Origin of the sequence: Klebsiella sp. K-3, from assembly GCF_051207495.1 — a bacterium.
GTDB classification, from domain to species: domain Bacteria; phylum Pseudomonadota; class Gammaproteobacteria; order Enterobacterales; family Enterobacteriaceae; genus Klebsiella; species Klebsiella aerogenes.
In genome coordinates this window covers 119,928-132,621 of sequence record NZ_JBPNXF010000005.1, presented here as the reverse complement: position 1 = coordinate 132,621, position 12,694 = coordinate 119,928, and the positions used below count along the sequence as shown (strand labels likewise).

The following is a 12,694-nucleotide window of genomic DNA, read 5'->3' as shown; positions in this document are numbered from 1 at the left end:
ATGCGCTTTTTTTGTTAAAATTCGTCGAAATTCCCTGCAAGGACTGGATATGCTGATTCTGATTTCACCTGCAAAAACGCTCGATTATCAAAGCCCGCTGGCAACGACTCGCTATACCCAGCCCGAACTCCTGGAGTATTCTCAACAGCTTATCGGTATCACCCGTCAGCTGACAGCGCCACAAATCGGTAAGCTGATGAGCATCAGCGATAAGCTGGCCGACCTCAATGCTACCCGTTTTCACGACTGGCATCCGGACTTTACCCCGCAGAATGCCCGTCAGGCGATACTGGCGTTCAAAGGCGACGTTTATACCGGCCTGCAGGCCGAAACCTTTAGCGAAGCGGATTTCGATTTCGCCCAGCAGCATCTGCGTATGCTTTCCGGACTTTACGGCGTATTGCGCCCGCTGGATCTGATGCAGCCCTACCGTCTGGAGATGGGCATTAAGCTGGAAAATTCGCAGGGCAAGGATTTGTATCATTTCTGGGGCGATGTCATTACCGATAAGATCAATCAGGCGCTGCAGGCGCAGGGCGACGATATCATTATCAATCTGGCATCCGATGAGTATTTTAAATCGGTAAAACCGAAGAAATTGCAGGGACAGTTGATTAAGCCGGTATTCCTCGATGAGAAAAACGGCAAATTCAAGGTGATCAGCTTCTATGCCAAAAAAGCGCGCGGCCTGATGAGCCGCTACATCATAGAAAATCGTTTAACCCGTCCGGAACAGCTGCAGAAGTTTGATAGCGAAGGCTATTTCTGTGATGCGCAGGCATCGGAGAAAGGTGAACTGGTGTTTAAACGCCACGAGCAGTAAGCCTGAATGCCCCCAGCCTGGCGCCGGGGGCAAGAACGATCAGTCGTCGTGGTGATGCCGCTCGTGGCCATGACCATGATGGCCTTGATCGTCATCGTCATCACGATCGTGGCGGCGATAATCATCATGCGGGCGCCAGCGATCGTCGCGCCAGTCATAATGGCTCGCCCACCAGCCATGATCGCGCCAGCGATCGCCGTCCCAGTAGCGGCCATAATCATCCCGGTCGCCGATTTGCAGCTTCACCGCCGGGATCAGGGTAATTTCATCTGCATGAACCAACGCAGGAGCGACCAGCAGCAGAGAAAGCGCCAGCAAAACAGGTTTCAGCATCGTCATAAGTAACCTCTTCTATTCGCCCCCATTATGGGTCGATAACGAAATATTAACCCCGCAAAACTATCCTGTTTATTCTCCGCAATCCGAATTTATTCTCTTCCGCATTTATTGGTCGGTTATACACAATTTCTCCATTTTCGGGCGTAAAAAAACCGGGCGCGGAGCCCGGTTCAACGAACGGTAGAATAGCAATACTAGCCCATCATCAGCTTACGCAGCGCGGCGAAATCGGCCGGTAGATTATGCGACAGCAGCGGCAGGTCGGCGCGGTCGGCCAGTTCTTTCGGCAACGGCAGCGTCTCCTGCAGAATCTCTTCTACGCTCTCTTTGAATTTAGCCGGATGCGCGGTACCAAGGAACAACCCGTACTCGCCCGGCTGCAGCTGGTCGCGCAGCGCGCGATAAGCAATTGCCGCATGCGGTTCAGAGGTGTAGCCGATGGACTTCAGTTCACGCATGGTTGCTTTGGTGGTTTCATCATCAACCGCGGCGTATCCCAGCTCATTAAGACGCCAGATTTTGCGGCGGAACAGCTCTTCCACGCGCGGCCAGTTGTTCGGTTGGCTGACGTCCATCGCGTTAGACAGGGTCGCCTGCGTCGCCTTCGGCGCCCAGTTGCCATCCTGCAGGAAGCGCGGCACGGTGTCATTGGCGTTGGTAGCGGCAATAAAACGCTTAATCGGCAGCCCCAGCGATTTCGCCAGCAGGCCGGCGGTAAGATCGCCGAAGTTGCCGCTTGGCACCGACACCACCAGCTGATTACGGGCTTCCTGCGGCAGCTGCGCGACCGCCTCGAAGTAGTAGCAGATCTGCGCCAACAAGCGGCTGATGTTAATAGAGTTGGCGGAGTTGAGACCGAGTGCAACCTTCAGCTCTTCATCATCAAACGCCTGCTTAACCAGCGCCTGACAGGCGTCGAAATCGCCGTCAATCGCCACGGTTTCAATGTTGCCGCCCAGGGTACAGAACAGCTTCTCCTGCAGCGGGCTGATCTTACCGCGCGGGTAGAGAATCACCACTTTGACGTTTGGCAGACCGTAGAAGGCGTGCGCCACGGCAGCGCCGGTGTCGCCGGAGGTAGCGGTCAGAATCGTCACCGGCTTATCGCCCGCAATATGCGTCAGCATCTGGGCCATAAAACGGCCGCCAAAGTCTTTAAACGCCAGCGTAGGGCCGTGGAACAGCTCCAGACAGCCGATATCATCCTGTACTTGAGTGACCGGCGCCGGGAAGGCGAACGCCGCGGCAACGCGGGATTGCAGTTCATTCTGCGGGATCTCGTCGCCAATAAAGGCCGACAGGATTTTCGCGCTGCGGGTCACGAAATCCTGTTCCAGCATTTCGTCGATTTCGGTCAGGTTGAATTCCGGCAGATCGTGCGGAAAGAACAGCCCCTGTTGTTTGCCAAGCCCTTGCGTCACGGCCTGCGCAAAGCTGACCTGTTCGTTATGATCTTTTAAGTTATACAGTTTCATCACTTATCCCACTACTCGAGCGCCCGCCGTGTCCAGCCGGCAAATATGAACGAAGCCTTCCTGATTTTGCAGATAGTGCGCGGCCAGCCAGTCGGCGACGCGCTGCGCGGTGTCCGGTTTATCGCACAACGCGAACAGCGTCGGGCCGGAGCCGGAAATACCGCAAGCCTGCGCGCCGATTTCCATCGCCGCCTGACGCGCTTCGCTGAAGCCCGGCAGCAGTTTGGTACGGTACGGTTCGGCAATAACATCTTTCATTAACTTTGCCGCCAGCTGCGGCTGACGGCTATAGCAGGCGTGAATAAACCCTGCCAGATGGCGACCGTGGGCGATGCAATCCTGACGGCGATACTGCGCCGGAAGAATCGCGCGCGCTTCGGCGGTAGAGACCTTAATGCCCGGATAGGCCAGCACCCACAACCATTCATCAAAGCCCGGGATCTGCTGGCTGATGATGCCTTGCTCTTCAATCATCAGTTGCATACCGCCAAGATAGCATGGCGCCACGTTATCATAGTGAACGCTGCCGGAAATGCGCCCTTCCATCTCGCCCATCAGCGCCAGCATCCGATTTTCATTCAGCGGCTTACCGCAGTGTTCGTTCATCGCCACCAGCGCGGCGACCACCGAACAGGCGCTGGAGCCAAGACCCGAGCCAATCGGCATATTTTTTTCCAGGGTCATCGCCACCGGAACCGTTTTACCGATCTCGCGGCAAAAGGCTTCCCAGCATTGATAAACGATATTTTCCTGCGGCGCCGAGGGTAATTTGCCGGCGAAGCGGCCTACGTTACGCAGGCTGAACTCTGCCGCCGCCTCTACCGAGACGTTATCCCCAAGCAACGTGCCGTCGACCGGCGTCACCGCGGCTCCCAGCACATCAAACCCGACGCTCATATTGGCACTGGAAGCCGGGGCGTATACTTTGACCATCTTAAACTCCTAACTTCCATGACAGGGTACGCAACAGGTCGGCGAACACGCCAGCCGCGGTGACGTCGTTACCCGCGCCATAGCCGCGCAGCACCAGCGGCAGCGGCTGATAATAGTGGCTGTAAAACGCCAGCGCGTTCTCGCCGTTTTTCACCTTATACAGCGGATCGTTACCGTCCACTTCAGCGATTTTCACCCGGCAGACGCCATCTTCTTCAATATTGCCGACGTAACGTAAGACTTTACCCTCGTCGCGCGCTTTAGCAACCCGTGAGGCGAATTGATCGTCAAGCGTCGGCAGGCGCGCCATAAAGCTTTCGACATCGCCGCTGGCGTCGAAGTCGGCAGGCAGCGCAGGCTCAACGATAATATCCGAGAGCTCCAGCTCGCGCCCGGTTTCGCGGGCAAGGATCAGCAGCTTGCGCGCCACATCCACGCCGGAAAGATCGTCGCGCGGATCCGGTTCGGTATAGCCCATCTCGCGCGCCAGTTTAGTGGCTTCGGAGAGGCTCATACCCTCATCCAGCTTACCAAAAATGAATGAAAGCGAACCAGACAGGATACCGGAGAAGTGCAGCAGTTCATCGCCGGCATTCAGCAGGTTCTGCAGGTTTTCAATGACCGGCAAACCCGCGCCAACGTTGGTGTCATAGAGAAACTTACGTCGTGAGCTGCTGGCGGCGTGGCGTAACTGGTGGTAGTAATCCAGCGAAGAGGTGTTGGCCTTTTTATTCGGCGTCACCACGTGGAAACCTTCACGCAGGAAGTCAGCGTACTGATCGGCCACCGCCTGGCTGGAGGTACAATCGACGATAACCGGGTTCAGCAGGTGATACTCTTTCACCAGGCGGATTAAACGGCCCAGATTAAAGGGCTCTTTCGCTTCCGCGAGTTCGCTACGCCAGTTTTCCAGATTCAAGCCATGGACGTTGGTCAGCAGCGCCTGCGAATTGGCGACGCCGCATACGCGCAGATCGATATGCTTGCCCTTTAACCAGCTCTGCTGGCGTTTAATCTGTTCGATTAACGCGCCGCCCACGCCGCCGACGCCGATCACGAAGACTTCAATGACCTGGTCGGTGTTAAACAGCATTTGATGCGTGACGCGCACGCCAGTGGTCGCGTCATCATTGCTGACGACCACCGAGATTGAACGCTCGGAAGAACCCTGGGCAATCGCCACGATATTAATATTGGCGCGCGCCAGCGCGGCGAAAAATTTCGCCGAGATGCCGCGCAGCGTGCGCATCCCATCTCCCACGACGGAAATGATTGCCAGGCGCTCCATGATTGACAGCGGCTCCAGCAGTCCTTCTTTCAATTCGAGATAGAATTCCTCTTCCATCACCCGCTTCGCCCGCGCGCAATCACTTTGCGGCACGCAGAAGCTGATGCTGTATTCCGAAGAGGATTGGGTAATCAGCACCACAGAGATACCGGCACGGGACATGGTGGCGAAAACGCGCGCCGCCATGCCGACCATGCCTTTCATTCCCGGTCCGGAAACGTTGAACATAGCCATATTGTTGAGATTCGAGATCCCTTTTACCGGCAGGCCGTCTTCATCAAGGCTGGCGCCGATGAGCGTCCCCGGCGCCTGCGGATTACCGGTATTTTTAATCAGGCATGGGATCTGGAACTGGGCGATGGGGGCGATAGTGCGCGGATGCAGCACCTTCGCGCCGAAATAGGAGAGTTCCATCGCTTCCTGATACGACATGGATTTCAGCAGCCGCGCATCCGGTACCTGACGCGGGTCGCAGGTATAGACGCCATCGACGTCGGTCCAGATTTCGCAGCAGTCGGCGCGCATACAGGCGGCCAGCACGGCAGCGGAGTAATCAGAGCCATTACGCCCCAGCACCACCAGTTCACCCTTTTCGTTGCCGGCGGTAAAGCCGGCCATCAGCACCATGTGGTCTGCCGGGATTTGGCTGGCGGCGATACGGCGAGTGGATTCAGCAATATCGACAGTGGATTCAAGGTAGTGGCCGACGGCCAGCAGTTTTTCGACCGGGTTAATGACGCTGACCTTGTGACCGCGCGCTTCCAGCAGCGCCGCCATGATAGCGATAGAGAGCTTTTCACCGCGGCAGATCAGCGAGGCGTTAACGCCGTCCGGGCACTGGCCCAACAGACTGATACCGTGCAGCACGTGTTTAATCTGCGCGAATTCCTGGTCTACGAAAGTTTTCAGTTGTGCGAGCGGAAAGCCAGGCTGAATGTCGGCCAGCCCCTGCAGCAGGTCGGCAAAGATACGTTCGGCGTCGGCGATATTGGTCAGAGCGTCCTGACCGCTGATGGTTTTTTCAATCATCGCGACCAGATGGTTGGTGATTTTCGCCGGGGCAGACAGCACGGTCGCAACCTGCCCCTGCCTGGCATTGCTCTCCAGGATATCGGCAACCCGCAGAAAACGTTCTGCATTTGCCACTGATGTACCGCCGAACTTCAACACTCGCATGGTTCTTACCCCTTGATCTCTTGTCAAAAAAAAAGCCCGCACTGTTCAGGTGCGGGCTTTTTTCTGTTGTTTCCTGTACGCGTCAGCCCGCACCGTTACCTGTGGTAATGGTGGTGGTGATAATGGTGGTAATCATGCCGATGCGATTCATGGATGTTGTGTACTCTGTATTTTTATCTGTCTTGTGTCCTGTCTATATTGGTTAAAGTATCTGCCTGCTTAAGTCAACGAATTTCTAAAATGGCGACTTTTTAGCCAACACCGTCATTACGCCACAACGCCCCGATAATTCCGCCGCATTGCCGGACGGTTGCCGTTGAAATTAGTATATTTAACTATAAAAAAAACTTATCGCAGGATTTTATTCAGGTAGATTTTTTTCAATATCATGCAGCAATCGATGCAACATGGCGGTGTCGCGCTGCTGTAAAAGGCCAATACGCTGCTGTAGCCAGTCGGCCAGTTTGATGTCGTCCTCCACCCCCAACCGTCCAAGTAGCGAAAGCGTCCGCTGGCGTAGCGCCTGCAATTGTTTTTCGTCGGTTTCAGGCGCCTGAACAGCACTCTGCTGCTGTAGTGAGCTCAGTTGATAGCAATACACCATCACCGATTGCCCAAGATTCAGGGAGGGATAATCGGCAACCATCGGCACGCCGGTAAGCACATCGGCCAGCGCCAGTTCATCGTTAGTTAATCCGGAATCCTCACGGCCAAAGACCAGCGCCGTATGCTTCATCCATTGTGCTTTTTCTTCCAGCAGCGGCAGTAACTCCTGCGGCGTGGCGTAGTAGTGAAAACGCGCGCGGTTACGGGCGGTGGTAGCGATGGTAAAGTCGACATCGTGCAAAGCCTGCTCAAGCGTCGGGTAGGTTTTTATATTATCTAAAATATCTCCCGAACCATGCGCCACCCAGCGCGCGGCGGGCTGCAGATGCGCCTCGCTATCGACAATCCGCAATTCGCTGAATCCCATGGTTTTCATCGCCCGCGCCGCTGCGCCGACGTTTTCCGCCCTCGCGGGGGCCACCAAAATAATCGATAAACGCATTGTGCTTCTCTTATCCTCTTACGCGGCGCTAATCTGCGGTCGCCCTCATTTTACGCGGCGAAAATTTACAAATTTGCAACAAAAATCACTAAAAATGGGCTTTATTACTCTTAAAAAAAACTAAACTGTTCACATTGGACACCAATACGGAGTATGTTAACAGAACGCATTTATCCATATGTTTGGCAATGATATTTCAGTTTTCATTCGTCCACAGACTTTGGATTCATTGCATTTATTAATTCATAGCTGCAACTAATTGAGCTGTGTAAGAAATGTGACGATAATTCGCAAATCGATGCAATGATTTCACAAGACTGTTAACGTGCTACAATTGAACTTGATATATGTCAACGAAGCGTAGTTTTATTGGGTGTTCGGCCTCTCTTAGCCTGTTATGTTGCTGTTAAAATGGTTAGGATGACAGCCGTTTTTGACACCGTCGGGTCCAGAGGGAAAGTACCCACGACCAAGCTAATGATGTTGTTGACGTTGATGGAAAGTGCATCAAGAACGCAATTACGTACTTTAGTCATGTTACGCCGGACATGTTAATTTGTGGCATGTACCAGGCAGGTCAGGGACTTTGGTACTTCCTGTTTCGATTTAGTTGGCAATTTAGGTAGCAAACATGCAGACCCCGCACATTCTTATCGTTGAAGACGAGTTGGTAACACGCAACACGTTAAAAAGTATTTTCGAAGCAGAAGGTTATGATGTATTCGAAGCGACCGATGGCGCGGAAATGCATCAGATCCTGTCTGAAAATGATATCAACCTGGTGATCATGGATATCAACCTGCCAGGTAAAAATGGTCTTCTGCTCGCGCGTGAACTGCGTGAACAGGCTGACGTCGCGCTGATGTTCCTTACCGGCCGCGACAACGAAGTTGATAAAATTCTTGGCCTCGAAATCGGCGCCGATGACTATATCACTAAACCGTTTAACCCGCGTGAACTGACTATCCGCGCGCGCAACCTGCTCTCCCGTACCATGAACCTCGGTACCGTGAGCGAAGAGCGTCGCAGCGTTGGGAGCTACAAGTTCAACGGTTGGGAACTGGATATCAACAGCCGTTCGCTGGTGAGCCCAAACGGCGAGCAGTACAAGCTGCCGCGCAGTGAATTCCGCGCGATGCTGCACTTCTGCGAAAACCCGGGCAAAATCCAGTCACGCGCAGAGCTGCTGAAGAAAATGACCGGTCGCGAGCTGAAGCCGCATGACCGTACCGTGGACGTGACCATTCGTCGCATTCGTAAGCATTTCGAATCCACGCCGGATACCCCGGAAATCATCGCTACAATTCACGGTGAAGGTTACCGTTTCTGTGGCGATCTGCAGGAATAATTTCGTTTTTCCTGCTGTCATAATGCAAAACGGCGCCTTCTGGCGCCGTTTTTTTATAGCTATTTTACTTCCAGATACGAAACGTGTCGTCATCCTTGCTTTGCGGCTTTTCCGGCTTGCTGTGCGGTAGTGATAAGGCGTACCAGTCCACGCGGCGAGTCAGGAACATTAGCGCGCACAACGCCAGCAGTAACACCCCGGAGCCAAGCAGCAGCGCGCTATCTTCTGAGCGCAGTAGCAGCCACATCACGCCGTCAAGCAGCAGTAACGCCATTACGAACAGCAGGCTATTACGCCACCCTTTCAATACCGCCTGTAAATAAACACCGTTAATCACCGCGCCAATCAAGCTGGCCACTGTCCAGGCTTGGGTAAAGCCAATATGCTCAGAGAGCGCCAGCAACACCAGGTAGAACATCACCAGCGATAACCCTATCAGCAGATACTGCATCGGATGCAGACGACGATGCGTCAGGCTTTCGAAGACGAAAAAGGCCATAAAAGTCAATGCGATTAGCAGGATGGCATATTTGGTCGCCCGGTCAGTCAGCTGATATTGATCGGCCTGCGACATCACCTCCACGCTAAAGGCGGGTAAACGCGACCACTCAATATCGGTGTCATCGGTGAAATAGTTGCCCATATTGTTGGCAAACCAACTGCTTTGCCAGTGGGCGATATAACCCGAAGCGCTCACTTCGCGTTTCGTAGGCAGGAAGTTGCCAAGGAAACCAGGATGCGGCCAGTTACTGGTTAACTGCAGCTCGCTGTTACGTCCCAGCGGTACAACGGAGAAGTCGCCGGTACCGTTAAGGCCGAGGGAAAATGCAATATTCAGCGGTTTATTGTCTGCGGTTAACGCGGGCATCGGCATATGAATGCCCATACCGCCGCCGTTCAACCCCACCCCTGGTTCAACGGTCAGCGTCGTACCATCAATTACCGGCGCGTTGATGACGCCTATGCCGCGGGCATCGCTCACGCTAAGCACTAAAAAAGGTTTCCCTAAAGCGGTATTCGCCTTTTTCAGTTCCTTAAGCCGCGCGGGATCGAACTGCGCCTGAATTTGCAGAGCGTTATGCCAGACCTGCCCACTGTATATGCCGACTTTTCTCGACTCCACATTTTGCACGCCGTTGACCGCCAGCGATTCCGGTAGCCAGTAGTAGATCCAACTACGCTGATATTCGACCTCTTTTTGATTCTCCATGCGGGTCAGCGTCTCGGTCACCGGGATGGCAACCAGCGGCCCGGTCAGCTTTTGTGAACCGCTGGTGCTGCGCTCTATCGCATCCACTACATCGCTGCGATAGTCCGCGCGCTCGGCGATAAGCACTCTGACCATCATCAGCGGCACGGACAACAGCAAAATACAGCCCAACAGCGTACTAATTTTCCAGAATAACGGTGATTTCATCATAGCCTTCTTCTCCCAATGGTGATGGGTTCACTGTAGGGTGGCTATGTGCAGTGTATTTGAAGCTATGTGAAGGGACGGTGAAGTTGTAGCGTCGCGACAACGCCGCCTTCAGGGCGATTACGCAGGCTGATATCGCCCTGATGCAGGCGCGCCACCTCACGAACAAACGCCAGTCCCAGACCGCTGCTCTTGTGGCCGTCTTCCCGCGGCAGCGAGTAAAAGCGTTCAAAGACGCGCGTCAGCGCAAAGTCAGGAATACCGCGACCGTTGTCCGTCACGCTTAGCAGCGCTTCTTCGTGGCACATCTCCACCGCCAGAGCGATTTCACCGCCATGAGGGGTAAAGTCAATCGCATTGTCGATAAGATTGCCCAACGCCTGCGCCAGTAGTTCGCCATCGCCATTCACCGTTACTCCGCTCTTCTGCCAGCGCAGGGTGATGGCTTTCGCCGCCAGCGCAATGTCCCGGTCTTCCGCCAGACGTTGGAAAAGCGCATCAACCGAAACCAACTGCGGCGTTATCTCCAGCCGATTCTCCAGCCGCGCCTGCAGCAGCAACTTTTCCACCAACAGCTGCATGCGCGTATTCTGCGCAAGAATATTTGCGGTGAAACGCGCAGCGATCTCAGGCGGCGGCCCCTCGCGCAGGATCTCCGCCGCGCCGCGAATTGCCGCCAGCGGGCTTTTGAGTTCATGGGTGAGATCGTAAACATAGTTTTCGATCGCGTTTTTACCTTCTAGCTTCACGCGCATGCTCTCCAGTGCCTGCGCCAGCTTGCTTAACTCGCTACTGCCGACGTTCGGCAGAGGTAGGGGACGATCGGCAGTCACCGAATCGGCGTAACGTACCAGTTTGCCAATGGAGAAGTTAATCCACCAGACAATCCCGCCGCCAATCAGTAAAGCAATCCCCAGCAGCGCGCCACCGGCCCACAGGATCCGCCGTTCGCTGCGTTTTATCACCGGCGTCATCGCCAGATTAGGTTTACCGACGCTCACCACGCCGATGATACGGCCGTTATCCATCACCGGCGCGGCAATGTACATGACTGAGCTATTATCATCCTCGGGGTCGCTGCGCGAGCTACGGGCGCCGTACTGGCCTCGCAGGGTTAACCAGACGTCATTCCAGCGTGAATAATCCTGGCCCACCGCCTGCCCGCTGGAATCGAACACCACTTTCCCCTGCGCATCCGTCAGATAGACGCGATACTCATTGCGCATTTTCCTAATGCCGCTGATGTTGGCGTTGATGGGCTGCTGATTAAGCGACTGAAAGGCCTGCGCCAGTCTCCCCTGCTGTGGATTTACCGAAAGCAGATCCTCACGGGCCAGAGCCGCCAGTAGCGTTGCGGTATCGTTAAGCGTGCCTTCCGTTGCCCGACGTACGCCCGGTTTGACTTCCTGTACGAAGATAGAGAGCACAAACCACGCGGCAATGGCGACAATCAAGAAATACCCCAGCAGCAGGCGCATCCCGATACGCATCAACAGCCTCCCAGGCTATAGCCCAGACCGCGATGCGTATTAATTGGGTTAATATCGGGGTTCACCGCCCGTAGCTTGGCGCGCAGGGTCTTGATATGAGTATCGACGGTGCGATCGATACTCTCGTAAGCATCGCTCCACACTCGCTCCATCAACTGCTGGCGGGAGAACACGCGGCCGGGGGCGTTGATTAGGGTTTTCAACAGCAGGAATTCGTAACGCGTCAGGTTCAGCGGTTGGCCACACCAGCTAATTGCCATCGCCAGCTCATCCAACACAAACTCGCCTACGCGCACCACCGGCGAAGGCACGGCAAACTTCTGCAGTCGCCGCAGCACGGTTCTCACCCGCGCGCAGACTTCGCGCGGCGAAAACGGTTTGGCGATGTAGTCGTCAGCGCCAATTTCCAGCCCCAGCAGCTTATCAACCTCTTCGCTGCGTGCGGTCAGAAACAGTAACGGCAATGCCGGATGGCGCGCCAGCAGTCGTCGGCATAGTTCAAAGCCGCTAATATCCGGCAAGCCGACGTCGAGGATCGCTAAATCCGGGCTCTGATGCAGCGCCGCATCAAGCGCGGGCAACCCGCGCTCGAAGACGGTCACGTCAAATCCTTCCTGTTGCAGCATGTAAACAAGGGTATCGGCGATACTCCGTTCATCCTCAACTAACCAAATCCGTGGCTGTTGCATTGTGACTCCCGTTTATTTACTCCACGGCATGATCGGCACGGCGCTGATGGCATTCTTCGGCGAGCCGTCGACCACTTTATCCGAATAGGTCAGATACACCAGCGCATTGCGTTTAGCGTCGTAGAAGCGAACGACCTGCAGTTTTTTGAACACCAGCGAGGTACGTTTCTGGAACACGACATCGCCCTGGCTTTTGCCGTTTTTGATTTTGTCCGTCAGCTCAATCGGCCCGACCTGCTGACAGGAGATGGCGGCGTCAGAGGTATCTTCCGCCAGCCCTAACCCGCCTTTAATGCCGCCGGTTTTTGCCCGGCTGATATAGCAGGTGACGTTTTGTACATCGGGGTCGTCGAAGGCTTCGACCACGATTTTATGATCCGGTCCCAGCCATTTAAATACCGTATCGACGGAACCGATTTGCTCGGCGTGCGCCAGTTGGCCTGCGGCCAGTAAGAACAAACCTGCCACTAACTTCTTGTATTTCATATTGTTACCATTTCTTAAAATTCCGCTGCGTGATAATCACAAACGCTATGGAAAAGGTTTAAAGATCACAGCTTTACAAAATTACCAACGATATCCACCAGATAATCGCATTTATAAGCAAAAAAAACACTGAATGCTAAAACATCAAAAAATGCTATTATCCGCTACCTTAATATAGGTAC

The 12,694-nt window shown here is 54.5% G+C and carries 13 protein-coding genes and 1 other annotated feature; of the genes, 2 read left to right on the top strand and 11 right to left on the bottom strand.

The annotated features are described in order from the left end of the window. Positions 1-49: 49 nt before the first annotated feature. A complete protein-coding gene (yaaA, locus tag ACSEMK_RS09450) occupies positions 50-823 on the top strand; it encodes a peroxide stress protein YaaA (RefSeq protein ID WP_430914814.1) in 774 nt (257 codons plus the stop codon). A 39-nt stretch (positions 824-862) separates the two neighbouring features. Here yaaA and ACSEMK_RS09445 read toward each other — a convergent pair whose 3' ends face one another. The 7 genes from ACSEMK_RS09445 to yjjY all read right to left on the bottom strand — a co-directional run bounded on the left by ACSEMK_RS09445 (position 863) and on the right by yjjY (position 7,618). Next, a complete protein-coding gene (locus ACSEMK_RS09445) occupies positions 863-1,162 on the bottom strand; it encodes a DUF2502 domain-containing protein (RefSeq protein WP_087858200.1) in 300 nt (99 codons plus the stop codon). 194 nt (positions 1,163-1,356) lie between these two features. Continuing rightward, positions 1,357-2,637 (bottom strand): threonine synthase, encoded by a 1,281-nt coding sequence (gene thrC / locus ACSEMK_RS09440; RefSeq protein ID WP_113374560.1) that lies wholly within the window; start codon positions 2,635-2,637, stop codon positions 1,357-1,359. Between the two features lie 3 nt (positions 2,638-2,640). Further along, complete coding sequence (gene thrB, locus ACSEMK_RS09435; RefSeq protein ID WP_020079659.1) at positions 2,641-3,570, bottom strand: homoserine kinase; 930 nt, start codon at positions 3,568-3,570, stop codon at positions 2,641-2,643. 1 nt (position 3,571) lies between these two features. Continuing rightward, complete coding sequence (gene thrA / locus ACSEMK_RS09430) at positions 3,572-6,034, bottom strand: bifunctional aspartate kinase/homoserine dehydrogenase I (RefSeq protein ID WP_087858203.1); 2,463 nt, start codon at positions 6,032-6,034, stop codon at positions 3,572-3,574. A 25-nt stretch (positions 6,035-6,059) separates the two neighbouring features. Beyond that, positions 6,060-6,178, bottom strand: a sequence feature (Thr leader region). Then, complete coding sequence (thrL, locus tag ACSEMK_RS09425; RefSeq protein WP_004222578.1) at positions 6,117-6,185, bottom strand: thr operon leader peptide; 69 nt, start codon at positions 6,183-6,185, stop codon at positions 6,117-6,119. It overlaps the preceding feature by 62 nt. A gap of 210 nt (positions 6,186-6,395) precedes the next feature. Next, complete coding sequence (locus ACSEMK_RS09420; RefSeq protein ID WP_213317877.1) at positions 6,396-7,082, bottom strand: tRNA/rRNA methyltransferase; 687 nt, start codon at positions 7,080-7,082, stop codon at positions 6,396-6,398. Between the two features lie 395 nt (positions 7,083-7,477). Continuing rightward, complete coding sequence (gene yjjY, locus ACSEMK_RS09415; RefSeq protein ID WP_001541509.1) at positions 7,478-7,618, bottom strand: protein YjjY; 141 nt, start codon at positions 7,616-7,618, stop codon at positions 7,478-7,480. Between the two features lie 95 nt (positions 7,619-7,713). Here yjjY and arcA point away from each other — a divergent pair, with 95 nt between their 5' ends. Further along, the gene (gene arcA / locus ACSEMK_RS09410; RefSeq protein WP_435336402.1) at positions 7,714-8,430 is read left to right on the top strand and encodes a two-component system response regulator ArcA; all 717 of its coding nucleotides are present in this window, start codon (positions 7,714-7,716) and stop codon (positions 8,428-8,430) included. Between the two features lie 64 nt (positions 8,431-8,494). On the opposite strand, the gene creD is transcribed toward arcA, so the two are convergent. The 4 genes from creD to creA all read right to left on the bottom strand — a co-directional run bounded on the left by creD (position 8,495) and on the right by creA (position 12,512). Continuing rightward, positions 8,495-9,850, bottom strand: a complete 1,356-nt coding sequence (creD, locus tag ACSEMK_RS09405) for a cell envelope integrity protein CreD (RefSeq protein ID WP_430914813.1) — start codon at positions 9,848-9,850, stop codon at positions 8,495-8,497. Positions 9,851-9,912: 62 nt separating this feature from the next. Then, a complete protein-coding gene (gene creC / locus ACSEMK_RS09400) occupies positions 9,913-11,337 on the bottom strand; it encodes a two-component system sensor histidine kinase CreC (RefSeq protein ID WP_213795013.1) in 1,425 nt (474 codons plus the stop codon). Then, positions 11,337-12,026, bottom strand: a complete 690-nt coding sequence (gene creB / locus ACSEMK_RS09395; protein ID WP_113374556.1) for a two-component system response regulator CreB — start codon at positions 12,024-12,026, stop codon at positions 11,337-11,339. Before creB ends, creC begins: the two co-directional genes overlap by 1 nt. Positions 12,027-12,038: 12 nt before the next feature. Beyond that, positions 12,039-12,512 (bottom strand): protein CreA, encoded by a 474-nt coding sequence (gene creA / locus ACSEMK_RS09390; RefSeq protein ID WP_045378970.1) that lies wholly within the window; start codon positions 12,510-12,512, stop codon positions 12,039-12,041. Between the last annotated feature and the right edge of the window lie 182 nt (positions 12,513-12,694).